At 67.2% G+C, this 22359-nt stretch carries 18 protein-coding genes and 1 tRNA gene; 10 read left to right on the top strand and 9 right to left on the bottom strand.

Going from position 1 to position 22359, the window contains the following annotated elements; translation table 11 throughout:
• Window positions 1-34: 34 nt before the first annotated feature.
• Entirely contained in the window at window positions 35-973 is a 939-nt protein-coding gene (locus tag ACWEWT_RS33170) for a LysR family transcriptional regulator (protein WP_452564792.1), read from the top strand.
• Here ACWEWT_RS33170 and ACWEWT_RS33165 read toward each other — a convergent pair.
• Together ACWEWT_RS33165 and leuA are read right to left on the bottom strand one after the other, a co-directional pair.
• On the bottom strand, window positions 967-2361 hold the full coding sequence (locus ACWEWT_RS33165) for a MinD/ParA family ATP-binding protein (protein ID WP_452564806.1): 1395 nt from the start codon (window positions 2359-2361) through the stop codon (window positions 967-969). The genes ACWEWT_RS33170 and ACWEWT_RS33165 overlap by 7 nt on opposite strands.
• A 1158-nt stretch (window positions 2362-3519) precedes the next feature.
• Window positions 3520-5319 (bottom strand): 2-isopropylmalate synthase, encoded by a 1800-nt coding sequence (gene leuA / locus ACWEWT_RS33160; protein WP_452564791.1) that lies wholly within the window; start codon window positions 5317-5319, stop codon window positions 3520-3522.
• Window positions 5320-5833: 514 nt separating this feature from the next.
• On the opposite strand from leuA, the gene ACWEWT_RS33155 reads away from it, so the two are divergent.
• From ACWEWT_RS33155 to ACWEWT_RS33145, 3 genes are all read left to right on the top strand, one after another.
• Window positions 5834-6598, top strand: a complete 765-nt coding sequence (locus ACWEWT_RS33155; RefSeq protein WP_452564790.1) for a sulfite exporter TauE/SafE family protein — start codon at window positions 5834-5836, stop codon at window positions 6596-6598.
• 99 nt (window positions 6599-6697) lie between these two features.
• On the top strand, window positions 6698-8335 hold the full coding sequence (locus tag ACWEWT_RS33150; protein ID WP_452564789.1) for a GMC oxidoreductase: 1638 nt from the start codon (window positions 6698-6700) through the stop codon (window positions 8333-8335).
• 184 nt (window positions 8336-8519) lie between these two features.
• Window positions 8520-9371, top strand: a complete 852-nt coding sequence (locus ACWEWT_RS33145) for an ion transporter (RefSeq protein ID WP_452564788.1) — start codon at window positions 8520-8522, stop codon at window positions 9369-9371.
• Here ACWEWT_RS33145 and ACWEWT_RS33140 read toward each other — a convergent pair.
• The 3 genes from ACWEWT_RS33140 to ACWEWT_RS33130 all read right to left on the bottom strand — a co-directional run bounded on the left by ACWEWT_RS33140 (window position 9352) and on the right by ACWEWT_RS33130 (window position 11443).
• Window positions 9352-10563 carry a low temperature requirement protein A gene (locus ACWEWT_RS33140; RefSeq protein ID WP_452564787.1) on the bottom strand — a complete coding sequence of 404 codons (1212 nt, stop codon included), beginning with the start codon at window positions 10561-10563 and terminating at the stop codon, window positions 9352-9354. The genes ACWEWT_RS33145 and ACWEWT_RS33140 overlap by 20 nt on opposite strands.
• Before the next feature lie 62 nt (window positions 10564-10625).
• Complete coding sequence (locus ACWEWT_RS33135) at window positions 10626-11084, bottom strand: SRPBCC family protein (protein WP_452564786.1); 459 nt, start codon at window positions 11082-11084, stop codon at window positions 10626-10628.
• Window positions 11085-11257: 173 nt separating this feature from the next.
• Entirely contained in the window at window positions 11258-11443 is a 186-nt protein-coding gene (locus ACWEWT_RS33130; RefSeq protein WP_030524229.1) for a DUF1918 domain-containing protein, read from the bottom strand.
• Between the two features lie 311 nt (window positions 11444-11754).
• Between ACWEWT_RS33130 and ACWEWT_RS33125 the strand changes: the two genes are divergently transcribed.
• The 3 genes from ACWEWT_RS33125 to ACWEWT_RS33115 all read left to right on the top strand — a co-directional run bounded on the left by ACWEWT_RS33125 (window position 11755) and on the right by ACWEWT_RS33115 (window position 14895).
• A complete protein-coding gene (locus tag ACWEWT_RS33125) occupies window positions 11755-12339 on the top strand; it encodes a dihydrofolate reductase family protein (protein WP_452564785.1) in 585 nt (194 codons plus the stop codon).
• A 180-nt stretch (window positions 12340-12519) separates the two neighbouring features.
• Complete coding sequence (locus ACWEWT_RS33120; RefSeq protein ID WP_452564784.1) at window positions 12520-13785, top strand: aspartate kinase; 1266 nt, start codon at window positions 12520-12522, stop codon at window positions 13783-13785.
• Between the two features lie 75 nt (window positions 13786-13860).
• On the top strand, window positions 13861-14895 hold the full coding sequence (locus tag ACWEWT_RS33115) for an aspartate-semialdehyde dehydrogenase (protein ID WP_452564783.1): 1035 nt from the start codon (window positions 13861-13863) through the stop codon (window positions 14893-14895).
• Between the two features lie 18 nt (window positions 14896-14913).
• On the opposite strand, the gene ACWEWT_RS33110 is transcribed toward ACWEWT_RS33115, so the two are convergent.
• Window positions 14914-16272, bottom strand: coding sequence for a serine hydrolase domain-containing protein (locus tag ACWEWT_RS33110; RefSeq protein WP_452564782.1), 1359 nt, complete (start codon window positions 16270-16272; stop codon window positions 14914-14916).
• 440 nt (window positions 16273-16712) lie between these two features.
• Between ACWEWT_RS33110 and ACWEWT_RS33105 the strand changes: the two genes are divergently transcribed.
• Window positions 16713-16937: a hypothetical protein gene (locus ACWEWT_RS33105; protein ID WP_452564781.1), complete on the top strand. Its 225-nt coding sequence runs from the start codon at window positions 16713-16715 to the stop codon at window positions 16935-16937.
• A gap of 562 nt (window positions 16938-17499) precedes the next feature.
• Here the strand turns inward: ACWEWT_RS33105 and ACWEWT_RS33100 are convergent.
• Window positions 17500-18780, bottom strand: a complete 1281-nt coding sequence (locus tag ACWEWT_RS33100) for an FAD-dependent monooxygenase (RefSeq protein WP_452564780.1) — start codon at window positions 18778-18780, stop codon at window positions 17500-17502.
• A 106-nt stretch (window positions 18781-18886) separates the two neighbouring features.
• Between ACWEWT_RS33100 and ACWEWT_RS33095 the strand changes: the two genes are divergently transcribed.
• Complete coding sequence (locus ACWEWT_RS33095; RefSeq protein ID WP_452564779.1) at window positions 18887-19468, top strand: TetR/AcrR family transcriptional regulator; 582 nt, start codon at window positions 18887-18889, stop codon at window positions 19466-19468.
• A 167-nt stretch (window positions 19469-19635) separates the two neighbouring features.
• Window positions 19636-20583, top strand: a complete 948-nt coding sequence (locus ACWEWT_RS33090) for a quinone oxidoreductase family protein (RefSeq protein ID WP_452564778.1) — start codon at window positions 19636-19638, stop codon at window positions 20581-20583.
• Between the two features lie 487 nt (window positions 20584-21070).
• Here ACWEWT_RS33090 and ACWEWT_RS33085 read toward each other — a convergent pair.
• Both ACWEWT_RS33085 and ACWEWT_RS33080 read right to left on the bottom strand, forming a co-directional pair.
• Window positions 21071-21144, bottom strand: a tRNA-Pro gene (locus ACWEWT_RS33085).
• An 85-nt stretch (window positions 21145-21229) separates the two neighbouring features.
• Entirely contained in the window at window positions 21230-22192 is a 963-nt protein-coding gene (locus ACWEWT_RS33080; RefSeq protein WP_452564777.1) for a metallophosphoesterase, read from the bottom strand.
• Between the last annotated feature and the right edge of the window lie 167 nt (window positions 22193-22359).

Raw genomic sequence — 22359 nt, 5'->3', positions numbered from 1 at the left:
GAATTGTTATGGACTAATGATTTAGTATTGCTTAATGGTCGATGCGCATTCGTCGCTTTCCGTGGAACGGCTCCGCATCCTGCGTGAATTCGCCGACCGGGGCACGGTCGGCGCGGTGGCCGCCGCTCTGTCCATGACGCCGTCGGCAGTATCACAGCAACTCAAAGTGCTGGCCAGGGAGGCGGGCGTCACCCTGCTCGAACCGAGTGGCCGCCGGGTCCGCCTCACCGACGCCGGGCACGCCCTGGTGGTCCGAGCCGACGAGGTCCTCGCGGCCCTCGACCGCGCGGTGGCCGAGATGGCCCACTACCGGGGTTCGCCGCGCGGCCAGGTGCGGGTCGGGGTATTCCCCTCCGGCGGCGCGCTCCTGCTCCCACATGTCCTCACGGCGATGGCCGGGAGCGGCGTGGAGATCGCCGCGGGGGACGAGGACGTACCGCCGCACGACACGCCGCGCCTGCTCGCCGACTACGACATCGTGCTCACCCACCGCGACGAACGAGCCGCTCCGGTATCCGGTCCGCGGGTCAGCTCCCGCGTACTCATGCGGGAGCCGATCGATGTGCTGGTCGCGCCCGACCATTCGCTCGCGGGCCGGACCGAGGTCTCGGCCGCGGAATTGGCCGAGGAGGCCTGGCTGAGCGTGCGCGGCGGGTTCCCGGTGGACGATGTACTGCGCTCGATCGCCACGGTGACCGGTGTCGAACCCCGTATCGTGCAGCGCCTCAACGATTTCCGCATGATCGAAACACTGGTCGCCGCCGGGTACGGGGTGGCCCTGATGCCCCGCTATGTCGTCACCCATCCGGCGCTGTCACAACTGCGGCTGTCCGGCGTCCGGGCCGCCCGCCTCTACGACCTGGTCACCAGGCCGCGCGCCGAGAACCGCCCCGCGATCGCCGCGGTACTGGACTCGTTCGCGGCGGCGGCCCGGCAGCTCACCGCCGAACCGCCGCCCGCGACCGATCAGTAGCGGTTGTTGTAGGGGTAGCCGTCCACACTCGCGAAATCGTCGGCGACCATCGCGGCGAGCTCCAGCAGCGCCTGCCGGGTCGGTTTGCTCACCAGTTCCAGATCGATCTCGGCACCCTCGGCGAGATGATCGTCGAAGGGGACGACCTGCACCGCCCGCGTACGGTCCAGGAACAACCGGCGCAGATGATCCAGATTCACCGAAGTGGACCCACGCCGCGAAGCGTTCACCACCACCACGGTCTGCTGCACCAGATGTGAATAGCCGTGGTAGTCCAGCCAGTCCAGGGTGGCCGAAGCGCTGCGCGCGCCGTCGATGGCCGGTGACGTCACCAGCACCAGGGAACTCGCCATATCGAGCACACCCGACATCGCCGAATGCATCAGTCCGGTACCGCAGTCGGTGAGGATGATGTTGTAGAACGACTGCAGGATCCCGATCGCCCGCCGGTAATCGGCCTCGCTGAACGCCTCCGATACCGCCGGATCCTGTTCACTGGCCAGCACTTCCAACCGGCTCGGCGACTGCGAGGTGTGCGCCCGGACGTCGGAGTAGCGCGTGATGTTCTGGTCTTCGAGCAGATTCCGTACGGTCGAGCGGGTCTGCCGCGGTACCCGGTGGGCGAGGGTGCCCAGGTCGGGGTTCGCATCGATCGCGATCACCCGGTCGCCGCGCAACGAGGCGAAGGTGGCGCCCAGCCCGACGGTGGTGGTGGTTTTGCCCACCCCGCCCTTGAGCGAGAGGATCGCGATCCGGAAATCGCCGTAGACCGGCGCGTTCACCCGGCCCACCAGATCGCGGTGGACGACATCGGAGGCGGATTCGCCCGGGTTGATCGCGCCGCGCGAGACCTTGTGCACCGCCCGGCGCCAGCCGCTGCGCGGTGCCTTCCGGGCGCGTTTCAGCAGATTCAGGTCGTTGACCGAATTGCCCAGCTGGCCGGGTTCGGGCATCTGGCGCTGTTGCCCGGGCTGTTGTCCCGGCTGCTGCCCGGGTTGCCCCGGGTGCTGGAACTGCTGCTGCGGTTGCGGCGCCGCCGGACGCCCGGGGTCGGCGCCCCAGTTCGGAGTCTGGAACTGCCCGGTCGGGGGGTTGTGTACCGGCGGCGCTGCCTGCTGGAACTGCTGCTGCGGAACCGGCGGCGGCGCGGCCGGCATCGGCGGTGGAGCCCAGCTGTAGATCGGTCCGCCCGAATCGGCCTCCGGTGCGGGCGCCGGGCCGGGTTGCGGCGCATAACCGCCGGGCGGCTGGGCGTACTGCCCGCTGCCGTCGGGGGCAGGTGACGAGTATTGGGCCTGCGCTGGATTGTGCTGGCCCGGGTAGGGATTGGGATCCTGCTGCGGGTAGTGGCCGCCGTGCGGCCCGGGGACCGCGAAGGGGTCGGGCAGGTTCTGCCCGGTCAGCGGCTGGTTCGGGTCCGGTTGCCGGAACTGCCCGCTGCTGTACCCGGTGTTCGGGGCTTGGAACTGCCCGGCGTCGGGTTGTGGGAATTGTCCGCTGCCGTGTTCGGTGTTCGGGGCTTGGAACTGTCCCGCGTCGGGTTGTGGGAATTGTCCGCTGCCGTGTTCGGTGTTCGGGGCTTGGAACTGTCCCGCGTCCGGTTGCGGGAACTGCCCGCTGCCGTATCCGCCGTCCGGAGCCTGGAACTGTCCCGCGTCGGGTTGCGGGAATTGTCCGCTGCCCGGACCGTATTGCGGCGCTTGGAACTGCTCGGCGTGGGGTTGCGGGAATTGTCCGCTGCCGTACCCGGCGTGCGGCGCTTGGAACTGGCCGGGCGCCGCCTGCGCGAGCTCACCGCCGGGACCGATAGCGGCCGGCTGGAACTGATTCGGGTCGGGTTGGGGAAATTCCGGGGTGCCCGGTACCGGGTGCTCCGGGGCGGGCGCGCTGAAAGCCCCGCCGGGCACGGGCGGCGGGACCTGATCGAACGGAGCGTTCTCGTAGAGGGAGCCGCCGTCGGTCGCCACCGGCGCCGGTGGCGGCCCGAGTTCGACCCCGTCCATCCACGGCGGGATCACCGGATCCGCGGGGCCGGCCGGTTGGACTTCGCCCGGTGCGCCGTCCTCGGTGGCCGCCGTACCGGGATCGGCGGATGCGGAGAGCTCTGCGCTTCCGGGTGTATCGGGCCCAGCGGTGGCATCGGTTCCCGGCTCCGGAACAGCGCCCTCGGACGCGGCTTCCGGGGGCTCGGAATCGGAGGATGCCTGCCCGGTTTCCTTCTCCGGCGCGGTGGCCGGTTCGGATTCGGTCGGCGTCGCGGGTGATTCGGTGTCGGTGGGCTGCACGGTATCCGATCCGCCGCCGCTACCGGCGGTATCCACCGGTTGACTCGGGGGCCAGGGCTTGGAAGTCGGGTCGTGTTCGTCAGTAGTCACAGTTCCCCCATCTGCTCGGGTTTTTCGAGCAGAGAGCTCGGCGGCGTGGAGTCCGGGCCCAACGCTAGCAGGTACGGGAATGTTCGCATGCCGGGCGGTTTACCACCGATGAAGCCGCCGCCACCCGCGTGCTACGGGTGACGGCGGCTTCGGGTGATGCCTGTGAATCGCCTACTTCTGGGCGGCCCGGTTCACGGCCGAGACCACGGCCCGCAGCGAAGCGGTCGTGATCGAGGTGGCGATACCGACACCCCAGACGACCCGGTCACCGATCGCGCATTCGACATAGGCCGCGGCCTGCGCGTCGTCGCCGGCGGACAGGGCGTGCTCGGAGTAGTCGAGCACCTCCACCTGATACCCGACTGCGGCGATGGCGTCGACGAAGGCCGCGAGCGGTCCGTTACCGCTACCGGTGACCTCCTGCTCGACCCCGTCCACCTTGACCACCGCGGTGATGCGGTCGGTACCGCCGTCGGTTTCGGCGGCGGTGACCTTCTGCCGCATCCGCTCCAGCGGCCGGATCGGGATCAGGTACTCGTCGGCGAAGGCGTCCCACATCTCCTTGGGGGTGATCTCACCACCCTCGCCGTCGGTGATCTGCTGGATGGCCTGAGAGAACTCGATCTGCAGCCGGCGCGGCAGGGCCAGGCCGTGATCGGTCTTCATGATGTAGGCCACACCGCCCTTACCGGACTGCGAATTGACCCGGATGACGGCCTCGTAGGTACGGCCCACATCCTTCGGATCGATCGGCAGGTAGGGCACCTCCCAGGAGATATCGTCCACATCGGATCCGGCCGAGTCGGCGGACGCCTTCATCGCGTCCAGGCCCTTGTTGATCGCGTCCTGGTGGCTGCCGGAGAAGGCGGTGTACACCAGATCGCCGCCGTAGGGGTGGCGTTCGTGTACCGGGAGCTGGTTGCAGTATTCGACCGTGCGCCGGATCTCGTCGATATCGGAGAAGTTGATCTGCGGATCCACGCCCTGGGAGAACATATTCATCCCCAGGGTCACCAGGCAGACGTTGCCGGTGCGCTCACCGTTGCCGAACAGACAGCCCTCGATCCGGTCGGCACCGGCCTGGTAGCCCAGTTCCGCGGCCGCGACGGCGGTCCCCCGGTCGTTGTGCGGGTGCAGCGACAGCACGATCGAATCGCGCCGGGCCAGGTTGCGATGCATCCACTCGATGGAATCGGCGTACACGTTGGGCGTGGCCATCTCGACCGTGGCGGGCAGGTTGATGATCAGCGGCCTGTCCGGGGTGGGGGAGATGATCTCGGAGACCGCGTCGCAGACCTGTTTGGCGTATTCCAGCTCGGTCCCGGTGTAGGACTCCGGGCTGTACTCGTACCGCCAGTTGGTGTCCGGGTAGCGCTTCTCGGTCTCCAGGCACAGGCGCGCGGCATCGGTCGCGATCTTCTGGACGGCTTCGCGGTCCGCCCGGAACACGACCCGCCGCTGCAGGATGGAGGTGGAGTTGTAGAAGTGCACGATCACGTTCGCGGCGCCCGCGCACGCCTCGAAGGTGCGTTCGATCAGTTCGGGCCGGCACTGCGTCAGCACCTGGATGCTGACGTCGTCCGGAATCGCGCCGTCCTCGATGATCTCGCGGACGAAATCGAAATCGGTCTGGCTGGCCGACGGGAAGCCGACCTCGATCTCCTTGTAACCCATCCGCACCAGCAGATCGAACATGCGGCGTTTGCGGGCGGGGCTCATCGGATCGATCAGGGCCTGGTTGCCGTCGCGGAGGTCGACGGCGCACCAGGCGGGCGCTCGGTCGATCACCTTGTCCGGCCAGGTGCGGTCCGGCAATGTCACCGGCTCGACCTCTTCGGCGAAGGGCCGGTACCGGAAGACGGGCAGCGACGAATTCTTCTGCTTGTTCCACGCGGGCTGGTCGGCGGGCGCGGGCTTGGCGGGCGCGGTGATGGTGCGCGTGCCGGATACGAAGGCGTCAGCGGGTGACATGCGATTTCTCCGTGGGTGAGATTGTTTCCCGAATTGGGTCGACCGGCGCGGCGGAACCCCGCGACGGGAAGCCGGTCCGATCAGACCCCGTCGCGGCGGCTGAGAAGAAGTGCCCGCTGCATGACCTGTGCGAGTCTACCTCCTCTGTCGTCGGCCCTGCCGAGGCGGTCCGGAGGGCCGATACTTCACAGTGCGGTGTGCCCCGGCGCTGCCGGATACTGCCGCCGTACCTGTCCGGCCAGGCCGGATGGGTACCCCGAGCGGTATTGCGATCGTCGTGAGTCTTGTCGCCGGCGGGGCTCCGTCCGTTTCGCCGCGCCGGGCGCCGGGGTGTGGGGTGGTGGATATCGAGCTGCCCGCCACGCGCTCGCCGTCGCCGCGGAACACGACCACCGGAACCCTGTAGCTCCCCGCTGCCCGGCCCCGTCGCGACCATCGGCCCGGGTAACCGATAGCGTCCCTGCTCGGGGTTGCGAGTGACCGGACGCCGGTCCGGAAAGGTCGAGGTTCGAGCATGACTTGGCTGGAGATGCTGGCTGTCTTCGCCGCGGGTATCGCCGCGGGTGGCATCAACACCGTCGTGGGTTCCGGGACACTCATCACCTTCCCGGTGCTGCTGGCCATCGGATTGCCGCCGGTCACGGCGAATGTCTCGAATACGGTCGGGCTCGTACCCGGTTCGCTGAGCGGAGCCATCGGCTACCGCCGTGAACTGTCCGGTCAGTGGGGCCGGGTGCTGCGCTACAGTTCGGCCTCGCTGCTGGGGGCCGCGGTCGGCGCGGTCCTGCTGCTGACCCTGCCCGAAGGGGCCTTCGCCGCCATCGTCCCGGTATTGATCATCGCCGCGCTGGTGCTGGTGGTGGTGCAACCGCGGCTGTCGGCGTGGGTCCGGCAGCGGCAGAGCGAGTCCGACAACGTTCCGGCGCACGGCGGCCCGATTCTGCTCGCCGCCATCTTCGGCACCGGTATCTATGGGGGTTACTTCGGCGCGGCTCAGGGAGTGCTGCTGCTCGCGCTGCTGGGGGTGTTCGTCCACGAGGACATCCAGCGCCTCAACGCGGTGAAAAATGTGCTCGCGCTGCTCACCAACGGGCTCTCGGCCGCCATCTTCATCGTCGTCGCCGAGGTGAATTGGCTGGTGGTGGCTCTGATCGCGGCCGGAGCGATCATCGGGGGACAACTGGGCGCCAAGGTGGGCCGGCGCCTGCCGCCCACCGCGCTGCGCGCGGTGATCGTGGTCGTCGGCACCGTCGCGGTGATCCGATTGGTCTTCGGCTGAGCGTTCGGAAGCGAATCGGCTTCCGCGCCAGGACTGTTCACACCGGTCGATTTCCCGGTACCATCCGTGCGCTGTTGCGTTACCGGAGAGGTGTTCTGGGTGGATAGGCGTGCCCTTTTCAAGGCCGCGGGGGCGGCTGCTCTTATCGGTGCGATGGGGTCGGCGGTCCCGAGAGCGGAGGTTGCTCTGCCGCGGGCCGCTGCGGCGGAACCGATCTGGCACGAACTGTTCGCGCAGTGGGTGCCGGAGATCTTCGCGCCGGTATCGGCTCCACCGGAACATACCGAGGCCATAGTCGTCGGTTCCGGGTTCGGGGCGGCGGTCAGTGCGTTGCGCCTGGCCGAGGCCGGGGTCGCGACCACGGTGCTGGAACGCGGTTCCCGCTGGCCCAATGATCCGTGGCGGGAGATCTTCACCGGCGACGATCTGCCCGACGGCCGTGGTTTCTGGCATTCCACCAGCTTCACCGGGGTGACCAAGGTGCCGATGCAGTTCGCCGATTTCGGCGGTGTGCTGGACTGCACCAGGTTCCAGGGGATCGATGTCTGGCGCGGTGCCGCCGTGGGCGGCGGTTCGGTGATCTTCAGCGGCGCGATGATCGCGCCCGAACGCCGGTTCTTCGATCATGTCTTCGGCGGGGTCGTCGACTACGGCGAACTCGAGCGCGTGTACTACCCGCGCGTCCGGTCGAAACTGCGGCTGGACACGATGCCCGGCGATATCTACCACTCGGCGCCGTTCACCCATTCGCGTGCCTGGGACGATCAAGTGCGGCAGGCCGGTTACCGGCCTGTTCCCAACGACTCCATCTTCACCTGGGATGTCCTGCGCAGCGAACTGGCCGGGACCTCCCGGGCCTCGGCTACCGCCGGCCGCAGCAATCTCGGCAACTCCAACGGCGCCAAATTCGATCTGAATCAGAACTACCTGCGCGACGCGGAGGCCACCGGGAAGGCCGAGATCTATCCGGGGCACCGGGTCGATACGATCGGCCAGGAACCAGGCGGTCGTTTCGTGGTCACCGTCACTCAGTTGACCCCCACCGGCGTGGTGCGCGGAAAACGAACTCTCACCTGCGACAAACTTCTTCTCGGCGCCGGGTCGATCGGTACTTCCGAGCTACTGGTCCGGGCACGGGAAACCGGGACCCTGCCGGAACTGAACGAACATATCGGTGACGGCTGGGGTACCAACGGCGATGTGGTGCTCGCCCGCGGCGCCAGTTCGGTCGCGGGTAACGGGCAGGGCGTACCGAGTGCCAGTCGTATCTTCGACGACACGGGAATGGCGTTGTCCCTGGAGAACTGGTACATCCCCGGGATCCCGTTCGAAACGGGCGCGCTGGCGTCGCTGGCCATAGTCCTCGATCCGACCCGGGCGCGGTTCGGCTACGACCCGGCATCGGGCGGGGTCGGCCTGTCCTGGCCGAGCAGGGCGCAGGACGAGGTGGCCGCGGCGGCCCGGGCGGTCGACCGGCGTATCGCGGATCGGGCCGGTGCGATGGCCGAATACAGCGCCCTCGGGTACGACGCCAATGCGCTGTTCACCGCGCACCCGCTCGGTGGCGCGGTGCTGGGCCGGGCGACCGACGCCTACGGCCGGGTACACGGGCATCCGGGTCTGTACGTCATGGACGGGGCCGCGATCCCGGGCAGCACCGGCACCGTCAACCCGTCCCTGACCATCACCGCCCTGGCCGAACGCAATATCGAGACGATCATCCGCGAGGGCCGCTGAAACTCTCTTCGCGAAAGCCCGGTGGCGTGAGTTCGCGTGATCGGAATAGCGGAACACACCTGCCGCTCGCCGTGCGAGTCCTGCTCAGTGGAGCGCGGGCGGTGGACCGGGGCGATGAGTGGGCTCCACGGCGCGCCGGCGAGTAATACTGATCCGCGATCTTTCGGCGTCGAAGGGAATGCAGGTGTCAATACAGTCGTCCACGGAGCCCGGTTCAGGATCCGTAACCGACTACCCGGAGCCGGAGGGTTTTCCCCGCAAACCTCCGGCCCTGTGGACGGATTTCGTCATGCTCGCGCTGGCCGCCGTCTCGGTGGTGCTGGTCTGCTGGATCACCTTCTTCCAGGTGCCGCCGCAGACCTACCGGATGATCGTGGGTATCGACTACGCGATCTGCGCGGTTTTCGCGCTCGAGTTCCTCTGGCGCTGGCGCCGGGCCGGCTGGCCGTGGACCTTCCCGTTCGTCTACTGGTACGAAGTTCTCGGCATGATCCCGGTGGCGAGCCCGTTCTTCCGTACCTTCCGGTTGCTGCGGATCGTGGTGATCCTGGTGCGGCTGGCCCGCGTCGCCGACCGGGTCTTCGGCGATCGGGTCACCGCCGCGGTGATCAATCATTCGGTCGGCACGATCGTGGAGGTCATCAAACGCCCGATGACCATCGCGATCATGGAAGAGGTCACCGCCGTCCTGCGCACCGGGCACTACACCCGCAATATCGCGGTCGCGCTGGAGGAGAACCGGGGTGAACTCGACGAGATGATCGTCGAGATGATCAAGAACGATCCGCAGACCGGCCGCGTCCGCTACATTCCGTTCCACGACGAGATCATCCGGCTGGTGGCCGATACCGTGTTCCGGATCCTGTTCCAGGTACTGGCCGATCCGCGGACCGACGAACTCGTCTCGGACATGATCCGGGAGAACGTGGACCAGATCCGTGATTCGGTGCGAACCGGAGTGAAGGTGGCGCCCGCGGCCTACGGTCCCACCGCGCATCACCTCACCGCCCGGCACCTCACTCAGCAGGATGTCTGATGCGATCCCGGGTCTCCGCGAACCGTACGGTCTCCCAGGCGATGAGTAGTGTCAGAACACCGCACAGCAGCCCCAGCGCAGCGAGTGCCGGCAGTTTCGCGGCCAGTGGGGTGAGCGCGCACAGCACCACGGCGGTCACCGGGCGCAAGAACCCGGTCCGCCCGGCGCCGAAGCGGTCGAATCCGACGAGTCCGGCGAGGAAGAGCACCACACCGCCGTACAACGCGACCAGCGGTATCCCGGTGAGCGCGTCGGTCAGGGTGTGGTCGCTCTCGTCACCGACGTAGACCAGCACCTTCTTCAACCCGAGCGAGAGCGCGATGATGCCGACGATCATCGGGAAGTGCCAGAAGGTGTAACAGGTCCGGGCGATCGCGATCTGCCGCGCGCCGGTCGCCGCGCGCAACGCGTGCTCGACCCGTAGTGCTTCGGTGTCGAAGTAGGCCCACCACAGCAGACCCGACACCATCAGACCCAGCATGGCCGCGACCACGATCGGCCAGGAGACCGGAAGCCCGGCCACGCCGATTCCGATGGCGACGATCGACTCGCCCAGTGCCACGATGATGATCAAACCGTGTCGCTCGGCGAAATGGCCGGGGGAGTTCAACCGCCAGTCGTTACCTGCGAAATGGGTCCACAGGTAATCGCCGCCGATGGCCGCGATCCACAGACAGATCTGTGCGGTGCCGCTGGTCGTTGCGGCGATCACCAGCAGCGTGGTGCCCACGGTGATGGAACCCAGTGCCCAGCGCAGCACCTGTCCGCGCAGTTGCGCGTCCTCGGCGCTGGCCAGCCAGAACATCGCCAGGTGCACCAACCGGACCAGCAGATAGGCCATCGCGAAGACCAGTGGCCCGTACCAGCCGCCGGATTTGTCCTGGAAGGCCTCGGGAATGGTGATCGCGGCCAGGAAACCGCCCCCCATGGCGACGAACATCGCGACCCGGGTCACCCCTTCGTCGGCGCGCAGCACATTGCCGAGCCAGGCGTAGTCGATCCACACCCACCACAGCACGGCCAGTACCAGCAGCGACCGCAGCATATTGACGGCGGTGGGTTCCTCGGCCGCCAGATCGGTGACCATGGTGAAAGCGAAGACCAGGACCAGGTCGAAGAAGAGTTCCAGCTGGGTGACCGAGGCATCCTCGCCCATCGGCTGGATCCGGCTGCGCTGCGTCAGACCTCGCATCGCCCTATCGTGGCAGCCCCCGGGCTGCCCGGGCGGGTCCGGCGCGGGCGCGTCGGGACGGATCAGACCAGGTCGTAGGTCTCGGACTCGGGGAACTGTTCGGCATAGGCGACGAAGTTCGCCACCAGCGCCTCATAGGATTTGCGGACCGATTTCTTGAGCAGGAAGCCGGGGACCGGCAGCGGCATGTACTGCTCGACGTGCAGCAGTACCTCGCTACCCGTCTCGCCCGCGCTGACCTCGAAGTATCCGCCCCCCTTGATTCCGCGGGTGCTGTCGGAGACCTCCCACGACATCCGGTTCTCCGACCAGTCGAATTCCCAGACCTGCATATCCGGGGTGGCGTTGACTCCGACCTGGATGAACATCCGGCGCGGGCGGCCCTCGTCGTCCCGGCCGGCGACGCGCGCGTCCCCGAAATCCGGCGACCATTCGGACAGCATTTCGACCGCCATCAAAGCGTCCATCACCTGACCGGGGTCGGCCACGACGTCGAATCTGATATCGGTCTTCGTACGCATTTTTCCCTCGCACCCCCGGGTTATCACGAATCGGCCACGATTCTTCCCCGGGGGTCGCGTGATCGTCAACACGCAGGTTCACCGTGGCGGTGCGCCCGCGCGTAGGCGTACCGGCCGAAAATGTTTGCGGGGCCGATCCCGAACCGGTGTGCTGTGCCCGTCTCGTGGGGAGGTCAGGGTGTGCGTTCGACTGTCGCGTCCGGACCCGGGAAGACCAGGGATTCGTGTCCGTCGTCGAAACGCACCAGATACGGCGGCGTTCCGTCGCGGCCGTGAACCTCGACGATCTCTCCCTCGTGGTCGACTTCGCCGACGGTGTGCCCGTGCACGTGCAACCGGTCTCCGACGTTTGCCATCATGCAGCCCATTATTCGGGCACTATGTCGGGCATCACAACCCCGGGGGAATTGCTATCGGAGTTTTCCGTCGCGAATGTATTCGGTTCCGATATCGGATCGGGGTTCCGGCGTTCGGCCGCGGTCGGCAGGGAATCGGCATCGGGCGAAGTCGCCCGCCCCGCTGTGGCCTGCCGGTGCATCGAATTCACGGGTCCGCGGAAATCCGCCGGGTGGATGTGGTGGCTGTGTCGGACCGTCACTTGACACCACTCTGGCTGTAGTACTACGTTCAAACCACTTCAAATAGAGTACTACGAATAGGGCGGTACCTCATGCGAAAGCTCGTCTACTACGTGGCTGTCTCCCTCGACGGCTATATCGCCGGTCCCGGCGGCGAGGTCGACTTCTATCCGGTCGGCGACGATATGGCCGAGTGGATCAATACGCGCTACCCCGAATCCGTCCCCACGCATATACGGGAACACGCGGGTATGGCACCCGATGTCCCGAATCGGCACTGGGACACGTTGATCATGGGCCGCGGCACCTACGAACCCGCTCTCGCGGCGGGGATCGTCAGCCCCTATGGCCATCTGAAGCAGTACGTCGTCTCCACCACTCTCGACAGGGTCGAGGACCCGGAGATCGAACTGGTGCGCACCGATCCGGTCGAACTCGTGCGGCAGCTCAAGAAAGAGGACGGGCCGGAGGCGAAGGACATCTGGCTCTGCGGCGGTGGCACCCTGGCCGGTGCGCTGATCGACGAGATCGACCAACTCGTCTTCAAGAGCTATCCGGTATTGGCCGGCGCCGGCGTACCTGTCCTGGGCGGCGCGTTCCGGCCCGCCCGGTTCACTCCGGTGCAGCGGCGGGAGTTCGGTAACGGGGCGCAGGTCACCTGGTTCGAGCGCGCCTGAAGGCGGCCCGGGCACCGGACCGCCGGGGCCCGCGCGTGCGGCGGGTGCGCGAGCAGGTAAACGTGACGTCACACGGCTGTGTGTTATTCCACAACCAGGGCGGATACTCCCGGAACAGCGTGACCGGCATCGGTACGCTATTGCACTGATCGCCTGTTCGCTGACATTGGAGGACCCCTCGTGGCACTCGTTGTCCAGAAGTACGGAGGATCCTCGGTAGCCTCTGCCGACCGGATCCGTCGCGTCGCCGAACGGATCGTCGAGACGAAGAAGCAGGGCCACGACGTGGTCGTGGTGTGCTCAGCCATGGGCGATACCACCGATGAACTGCTCGACCTGGCAGAACAGGTCTCTCCCGCGCCCCCGGCCCGGGAGATGGACATGCTGCTCACCTCCGGTGAACGCATTTCCAACGCCCTGGTGGCCATGGCAATCCACAGTCTCGGCGCCGAGGCGCGGTCGTTCACCGGCTCCCAGGCCGGTGTGATCACCACATCGGTGCACGGTAAGGCCAAGATCATCGACGTAACCCCCGGCCGGCTCCGGGAAGCCCTGGACGAGGGCACCATCGTCCTGGTCGCGGGTTTCCAGGGTGTCAGCCAGGACAGCAAGGACGTCACCACGCTGGGTCGCGGTGGCTCCGATACCACCGCTGTCGCGCTGGCTGCCGCGCTGGAGGCCGACGTCTGCGAGATCTACACCGACGTGGACGGAGTCTTCACCGCCGATCCGCGCATCGTGAGCGATGCGCAGAAGCTCGAGCAGGTCTCCTACGAGGAGATGCTGGAGATGGCGGCCTGTGGGTCGAAGGTGCTCATGCTGCGCTGCGTCGAATACGCGCGCCGCTACAACGTGCCCGTGCATGTGCGTTCGTCCTATACCGACAAACACGGCACCTACGTATACGGATCGATGGAGGACATTCCCTTGGAACAAGCAATCCTGACGGGCGTCGCGCACGACCGCAGCGAGGCCAAGGTGACCGTGGTCGGGCTTCCGGACGAACCCGGTTACGCGGCCAAGGTGTTCCGGTACGTGGCCGAGGCCGAGATCAATATCGATATGGTCCTGCAGAACATCTCCAAGGTGGAGACGGGCAAGACCGATATCACCTTCACCCTGCCCAAATCCGACGGCGTCCGGGCCGTGGAGATGCTCAGCAAGTATCAGGGTGAGATCGGCTTCTCCCAGGTGCTCTACGACGACCACATCGGCAAGGTGTCGCTGGTCGGGGCCGGTATGAAGAGCCACCCCGGGGTCACCGCCACCTTCTGTGAGGCGCTGGCCGAGGCCGGTATCAATATCGACCTCATCTCCACCTCCGAGATCCGCATCTCGGTCTTGGTCAAGGACAACGAACTCGACGACGCCGTGCAGGTGCTGCACCGCGCGTTCGATCTCGGCGGCGACGAGGTCGCCGTCGTACATGCCGGAACGGGGCGCTGACATGATCGGGTCGGAGGCGGTAGCGGCGGAGCGTAGCCACGGAGCGCTCCCGATCAGGTCGAAAGGATAGAGCAGATGGGTGTTCGTGTAGGTGTGGTCGGCGCGACCGGGCAGGTCGGCGCCGTGATGCGCAAACTGCTCGAGGAGCGCGATTTCCCCGCCGACGAGGTGCGGTTCTTCGCCTCGGCGCGTTCGGCCGGCAAGAAGCTGCCGTGGCGCGGCGGCGAGATCGTGGTCGAGGACACCGAGACCGCCGACCCGTCGGGCCTGGACATCGCGCTGTTCTCGGCCGGTGCCACCATGTCGCGGGTGCAGGCGCCGCGATTCGCCGCCGCCGGGGTCACCGTGATCGACAACTCGTCGGCCTGGCGTAAGGACCCCGACGTTCCGCTGGTGGTCAGCGAGGTCAACCCGGAGCAGACCCGCAACCTGGTCAAGGGCATCATCGCCAACCCCAACTGCACCACGATGGCCGCCATGCCGGTGCTCAAACCGCTGCACGACGCGGCCGGCCTGCAGCGCCTGATCGTGTCCAGCTATCAGGCGGTCTCGGGCAGCGGACTGGCCGGGGTCGAGGAACTCGCCTCGCAGACCCGTGCCGTGATCGACGACGCGGAGAAGCTCACCCACGACGGCAGCGCCGTGGATTTCCCGGCGCCGAACAAGTACGTGGCACCCATCGCGTTCAACGTGCTGGCCCTGGCGGGCTCGCTGGTCGACGACGGATCCGGCGAGACCGACGAGGACCAGAAGCTGCGCAACGAGAGCCGCAAGATCCTGGGTCTGCCCGACCTGCTGGTCAGCGGCACCTGCGTCCGGGTTCCCGTGTTCACCGGGCACTCGCTGTCGATCAACGCGGAATTCGCCGATCCGCTCTCGGTGCAGCGCGCGCAGGAGATCCTGGCGAAGGCTCAGGGTGTGCAGTTGGTCGATGTGCCGACCCCGCTGGCAGCGGCCGGTAAGGACGAATCCCTGGTCGGCCGGATCCGCCAGGACCCGGGTGTTCCGGACGGCCGCGGTCTGGCCCTGTTCATCTCCGGCGACAACCTGCGCAAGGGCGCCGCGCTGAACACGATCCAGATCGCCGAGGTCCTGCTCGCCGATCGCTGACGGCTGCCGCCGCCCGGCTCAGTGGATCCCCGGTGTGCGCGGATCGTTTCCGAGGCATACCAGGAGGACACAGCCGGGCGGTGCGTCGCTGAACGGTGGTGCGAGCGGTTCGCCGAGGCAGGCGAACACATCGCAGCCCGGGTACGCGGATCGGCCGATGCCGAAGACCGCCAGCAGGATATCGGTGTCGATATAGGAATTCGGATTCGTCACCAGTGGTGGTTCCACATAGGGGCCGGGGTCGGGCAGCGGCGGCTCGTGGAAGGCGGCCAGCAGCCGCCGGAAGAATTCGTGCGGTAGTTCCCCGGTGTTCTGGATGATCCCGCTCGGACCGTGTGCGCTCACATTCCCGAACACTCCGGTCCACACCACCACGAGATCCAGGCCGGGGACGACGAAGACGTTCTGCAGGCCCACCCCGGACATCGCATAGGTATCGGCCGGCAGGAACGAGGCATTCTCCGCGCAATCCGGACCGGTCCAGAACAGGTATCCGTAGCAGGGGTTCGTCGTGGACGGGGTGGTCGCGCGCGACAGATACCACTCGGGTACCACCTGCCGGCCGTTCCAGTTGCCCTCGTTGCCGACGAGCAGGCCGAGCTTGGCGAGGTCGTTCGGGGGGATCAGCAGATGCGCGTAACCGTAGGTGTGCCCCGAGCGGTCCCGAGCCCAGTACCAGTCACCGCGTTCGATACCCAGTGGTGTGAACAGCTCGCGTTGCGCGAAGTCCTGCAGTGGTTCGCCGACCGCGAGTTCGAGCACATAGGACAGTAGGTCCACGGTGCGCTGGCTGTAGGTGAACACGGTGCCGGGTTCGTGGTCGAGCGGTACGCCGAGGGCCTGCACCGCGCTGTTCGGATCGAGGGGTACCGCCCCGGTGAGCCCTTCGGTCACCACCCCGGTGCGCATCCCCGAGGTCTCGGTGAGCAGGTTCTCGACGGTGATCGTCCGCCGCTGCTCATCGCCGAGCCCGGGTGGGAGGTACCGGTCGATCGGGGCCGCGATATCGATCAGACCGCTTTCGGCCGCGATTCCGGTGAGCAGCGAGACCACGCTCTTGGTCACGCTCCACACATTCCAGGGAGTGTTACCGGTACGCGCGTTGCCGGGCCCTTCGCCGACCAGGCAGTTGTGCCGGAAGACCTGGATGTTCAACCGATTCCGGCCGGCGGCGAACGCCAGCGCGTCGGCCAGGCGGGCCGTGTCCAGTCCCACCTGTTCCGGTCGGGCCCGGGCCGGCTCCCGGCCGGAGGACACTTCACATCGGGTGGTCGCCGGTTCGTCGTCCGGGATCGCCTGCGCCGGGGTGGCGAAAAGCTGTCCCGCCATCAGTGTTACCACTGTGACCCCCGCCAGGAGCCCACCGAAACGCGCCATGCGGATCACCCTAATGCGCGTTCCGCCGGGAGGCCGTGCGGCGCGGCACCGGGTTCTCCGACAGTGCGACGCCCCTGCCCGATCGGGGGATCGGCTCAGGGGCTGTCGCCGACCGGCACGGGACTACACGGCGCCGGTGTGCTCTCTGTGCGGGGCCCGGCTACAGCAGGCCGAACCAGTAGAACGCACAGGCCAGGGCCCATACGACCAACGTATCCATCCACACTCCCACTCGTTGTCGTAGCGGATATCTCCATGATGCCCGAGATATACCGATCTCGGAGCAGTCCTCCCAGCTGTGCCCCGACCTTGTCTGCACCGTGACGAATCGTGGTCTCAGCGTTATAAGTTCACGTTAAGTGCGCGGCAAGCGCGGTGCCGCATTGTTGGTGTCGAGGCCGGAACGACCGGTCCGAGGACACCGCGAAGGGGACGCCGCAATGTTCAGCAAGCCGACCGCCGCGCTCACTCCCGCCGGCACCAGCACAGTCGTGGCGCCGGACGCCGGGCCCATCGTGGCTGTCGAGGGTCAACCGGTTACCGCCCTGGTCACCGGTACCCGTGGCGACGAGGTCGGCATCGTGGTCGACGCGCCCATTGTCGGGACGCGTTCGAGGCCGAGACGACATCGCACCCGACCCGGTGTATCCGGCACCCGCCAGTAGCCGGATACACCGCCCGAGGGGGCGGGGTGCCGACGGTGCCTGGGGAGGAGCCGGAAAGCATCCCGACGAGTGGGGAGTGGGGCGGATCCGGGAGGGATCCGCGGGGGTGGGACGAGGGGCACGGGCCTGGGGAGGAACCGTGTCCCTCGGGGCGAGGGGGTGCCGCGGAAACCGGTGGGGAGCCGGTGACCGCGGGTGGGTCGGTCTGTCCCGCGGGGTGGCAGACCGGCCCGTGGGCCGGGGCACCGTGCTCCGGACCGGTCTCGCGGGGTGACCGGCCCGGCGCACGGCCATCGAGCGATAGTTCGGCTCTTCCGGATGCTCAGCAGCGGAATCGGAAACGGTACAGGTCCCGTTGATCCGATCCGCAGCCGCGAAAGGTAACCGTGCGAAGAATCGGCGATGGTGGTTTCGGTGGATGTGCCGGTCGGGCGAATGTGGAGATGACAGTCGGTGGGTCGTCTCGCCCGGTCGGTGGTGGTTGTCCGGTGGTTTCGATCGGGACTCACGGTGAAGTCCCGATCGGGTGGAGCTGATGTTCGGTAGCGTTCCGGGCCGCCGGTCAATGTGACGAGGTTCCCTGTTCCGTCGCGGGGAGACCGGCGGCCGGGTAGTCGGGGAGATCGTAGTCCTCGGTTCCGGACAGCATGCGGGTCATCAGGGGCTGCATCAGCCGTGAGGTGGTGAACCGGACGAGGGCCAGTGACGCCCGGATACCCGCTCGGGTCCGCGGGGTCATGGCCCGCACACCACCCGGCGGAAGTTGCTGCGCGGATTCCACGAAAGGTCGCAGTGTTTCGCTGTACCGGTCCAGTGCTTCGGACGTCCGATCCGGTGTGCGCATGATCTCGCCGACCAGCACGTACGCGCCGACCAGGGCCATGGCCGTGCCCTGTCCGCTCAGCGGTGAGCCGCAGTACCCGGCATCTCCGACCAGTGCGATCCGCCCGGTTGTCCAGCGGGGCATGGTGATCCGCGCGATCTCGTCGAAATAGAAGTCCTCGGCGCGATCCATGGCCGCGGCGACTTCGGTAACCATTGGGCCGCCGGCCGCGAGACCCTCCCGCAGGAGTTGTTTCTGGGCGGCGATATCGCGTCGCAGGGTGGGATCGGCGGGGCGCCGGATGCTGATCATCGCCTTGGTCGTCGCCGGGTCGGCATCGGGCCGGAACCCGAGGAAGGTTCCGCCGGGCAGCAGTCGCACGGTCATCCAGTGCGGGCGGATACCCTCCGGGGTCGGCATGGTGAAGTACGAGGTGTAGCCGCCGAGATAGGTACTGAACTGCTCTTCCGGGCCGAAGGCCAGCCGCCGGGTGGTCGAGTGCAGGCCGTCGGCTCCGATCACCAGATCGAATTCCGCGGTGGCGCCGGAGGCGAAGTCCACCGAGACGCCGTCGGCGTGCTCACGCAGTGCCCGGATCTTTTCGCCGTACCGGTAATCGATCCCGGGCCCGCCGGGGCGCGTGGTCTCCGCGGCGACGGCATCCAGCAAAACCTGGTTCAGATCGCCTCGGGTGATCTCTATTTCGGCCACCGCTCCCTTGCCGTCGAAGAGTTCGGCGGGCATCCGGGCCGCCGCACGGCCGGCGGAGTCCACGTAGACCATGCCGCGTTCGTCCAACTGGTACCCACGGATGCCCGGCATGAGGCCCATCCGCTCCGCCACGATCCGGCTGGGTCCGCGCAGATCGACGGCTTGCCCACCGGGCCTCGGCGCGGCCGCGCGTTCGATCACCGTGGGCCGGATTCCGGCGCGGAGCAGCTGTAGGGCGACCGCGTTGCCGGCGATACCGCCGCCGGAGATGAGTACGCGCAGCGGGGCCGGGGTGGGCTGTGTGGTCATCGGTGTCCTCGCTCAGAGAATTAATCGAATGTCTTAGACGTATGTCTAACACAGGTTTAGCACGAGCGTCTAGAACAAATGTCTAATCCCTGGTTAGAGTGGGGTCATGGGAAACAAGGAGGATCTACTCGCGGCCGCGCGCACCTGCATCTACGAACGCGGGTTCGCCGCCACCACGGCACGCGATATCGCCACCACCGCGGGAGTCAGCCTCGCTGCCATCGGGTACCACTTCGGTTCGAAGGACCGCCTGCTCACCGAGGCGTTCACCGACGAGACGGGCCGCGTCATCGGCGACGACCTCGAAAGACGGATCCGGGCCACGGCCGGGCAATCGGCAGGCGAAGCGTTCCCGCAGGTCTGGGACGGTATCGCCGAGCTCTTCGATCGCAACCGGGAGGTTCTGGTCGCGAGTATGGAAAACCTGGTCCGCATCTATCGGACGCCGAGCGAGCAGCCCCGGATGGGGGAGATGTACGAGATCGCGGTCTCCGGAATCGCGGATATGGTCGCCGAGTCCTATCCCGGTCTAGACGGGTCCCGGGCGCAGGCCGTCGCCGAGTTGTACTTCGTCATCCTCAACGGTTTGGTCATGCAGTGGATGAGCAGCCCGGGGGGCGCCGTGCCCAGTGGAGCCCGATTGGGGGCCGCGCTCGATGCCTTGAACGGAGAAAAGGGCTCGCAGTAGGAGAGTTTCGGCCGCGGAGATCAGGAAGGACCCGCTCCCCGCCGGATGTGTGACCCGGATGGAGGCCCTGGCGTCCACCGATCCTCGATCGGTCTGTCCCGGAATATCACCGGTGAACATCTCGTTGGTCCGGTTCGATAACTATCGAACCGGAAGGTGGACGAACTATGCGGGTCATCGGTTTCGACGAGCCCGGGGGTCCCGAGGTGCTGCGCGCTTTCGAACTGCCCGAACCGCCGGTCGGACCCGGGCAGGTACGGATCCGGGTGCGGGCCGCCGCAGTCAACCCCTCTGATGTGGTCACCCGGAGTGGGCTGGTACACGATCGGTACGCCGCGGTGAATCCTCCGTACGTACCCGGCTGGGATGCGGCGGGAACCGTGGACGAGGCCGATCCGGACACCGGATGGCGCGCCGGTGCAGAGGTCGTCGCGATAACCCTGCCCGTACTCGACGGTGGCGGTGCCTACGCGGAGAAGATCGTCGTCCCGGCGGAATCGGTGGCCGCCCTGCCGGCCGGCCGGGATTTCGCCTCCGCCGCCACCCTGCCGATGAACGGGCTCACCGCCTGGCAGGCGCTCGACCGCCTCGCCCTGGAACCGGGGGCTGTACTGGTGGTCACCGGGGCGGCCGGTGCGGTCGGCGGTTACGCGGTCGAACTGGCGAAACACGCCGGTCTGCAGGTGATCGCCGATGCCGCTCCCGCCGACCGTGATCTGGTCCGGGCCCTCGGCGCCGATACCGTCGTCGACCGCGGCTCCGAGACCGTCGCGCAGATCCGTGCCCACTATCCGGAGGGGGTGGACGCGGTAATCGACGGCGCCCTCCTGCGTGACGACATCACCCCGGTCATCCGCTCCGGCGGGGCCTACGCCGCCCTGCGGCCCGAGCGGCTGGGTGGCGGCATTGCGTCCCGCCCCGGCCTGACGGTGCACGAGGTCATGGTCGGGTCCGATATTCGGGAGAAGAGCAGGCTCGACCGGCTCTCCGAACTGGCCGCCTCCGGAGCGCTGTCTCTGCGAGTCGCGGATCTGCTGCCCGCCGAGCAGGCGAGCGAAGCCCATCGCAGACTCGAACGAGGTGGGATACGCGGCCGGATCGTCCTCGAGTTCTGAACCCGACGTCCGCCGCCCGCGAGCTTCTGCACAATCCATCGCGAAACCAGTGGGCGGTCCATACAGCGCCGACCACCCGAGGCCGAACCACGCCGCACGCGGAACACCCCCTGCGCCCATCGTGGACTTTCCGGACCGGACCGATCAGGCCGATCGAGTATTCGAGGCGCCGCGGTCGTGCGAAGATGCTGTCATGATCGAGTCGGGCGAGGAGATCCGGAATAGGGCGTGACCGCCCACTGCGGCTGGAGCGCCAGTCCCTTCTCCAGGGTTCCCGCACCCGCCGTGTCCGGGCTGCGCGATTCTTAGGCTCGGCAACTCGGTTCGCCGGTCACTCGGCGATGACGACGAGTAGCGGAGCTCCGGCGATGCTGCCTTTTCGCTGCCTGTCGGGCTGAGTCGAGTGGCAAACCGTCGTAGTCGACGAGAAAGGCGCCTGATCGGATAACCCTGATCAGGCGCCTTATCGTGTCTCGACCAACACGAGTCGGGGTGGCGGGATTTGAACCCACGACCTCTTCGTCCCGAACGAAGCGCGCTACCAAGCTGCGCCACACCCCGTGAAGTGGACCTGCGATAGCTTACATCAGGTCCGGTCCGGAAAAGAAACCGCCTGTTCAGGCTCTACTTTCCGGCGACGGGTCGGCTACCGGGCGACTGCCTGTGATGTCGAGACACCACGGCCGGAGTCGGCCGCCGGCTGGTTGGGTGGCACCGCGACGAGAGTCAGCAGTGTCGCCTCGGGCCGGCAGCAGAAACGGTAGGGCGCCCACGGCGAGGTGCCGATACCGGCCGAGACGTGCAGCCGGGTATGGGCGCCCCATTTGGACGGGCCCTTGACCCGGGACCGGTCGATATCGCAGTTGGTGACCAGGGCGCCGTACCCGGGCAGGCAGAGTTGGCCGCCGTGGGTGTGCCCGGCCAGGATCAAGTCGTAGCCGTCGTCGGCGAAGCGGTCCAGTACCCGCGGCTCCGGGGAATGCGTCAGACCGATCCGGAGATCGGCGAGCGGGTTCGGGGCGCCGGCGATGGTGTCGTAGCGATCGCGCTGCAGATGCGGATCGTCCACGCCCGCGCTGGCGATACGGATCCCGCCCACCTCGATATCCCGGCGGGTGTGTGTCAGATCCAGCCAGCCACGCTCGGTGAACGCCGCCCGCAGATCCTTCCAGGGCAGCGGGGCGCCGTGGACGCGCTTGTGGTTCTTGTCGAAATACTTCAGCGGGTTCTTGGGCACCGGCGCGAAGTAATCGTTGCTGCCGAAGACGAACAGGCCCGGACGCGACAGGAGCCCACCCAGCGATTGGACGACCGCGGGCACGGCCTTCTGATGTGACAGGTTGTCACCGGTGTTGATCACCAGGTCGGGTTCGAGCCGGTCGAGTTCGCGCAGCCACTGCTGTTTGAGTTTCTGCCCGGGGGTCATGTGCAGATCGCTGATGTGCAGCACCCGCAGCGGGGCCGAGCCCGGCCGCAGCACCGGCATCGTCGCTTCGCGGAGTACGAAGGCATTGCGTTCGATCAGTGAGGCATAGCCGACTCCGGCCGCCGCGGCTCCGGCGGCGCCTAATGCGGTTCGGCGGAGGACCGACGTCGAGATCACGGGCATTTGCCCAGCATAGGTGACCACGTCGGTGAGCGCGCAGCGTGTTGACCCACAGTTTCGGCCGTGTGGCGGGCCGATGACGCGGTGTAACAACTGGGGACAAGCCTGTGGCCTCGGGAAATATCCGGAACCTCGCGAAGGAGAACACGCCCGCTTCAGTGGGTAATCCG

This window comes from Nocardia sp. NPDC003963, from assembly GCF_053605105.1.
The sequence above is the reverse complement of the archived record's forward strand: the minus strand, read 5'-3'. Positions and strand labels throughout refer to the sequence as shown.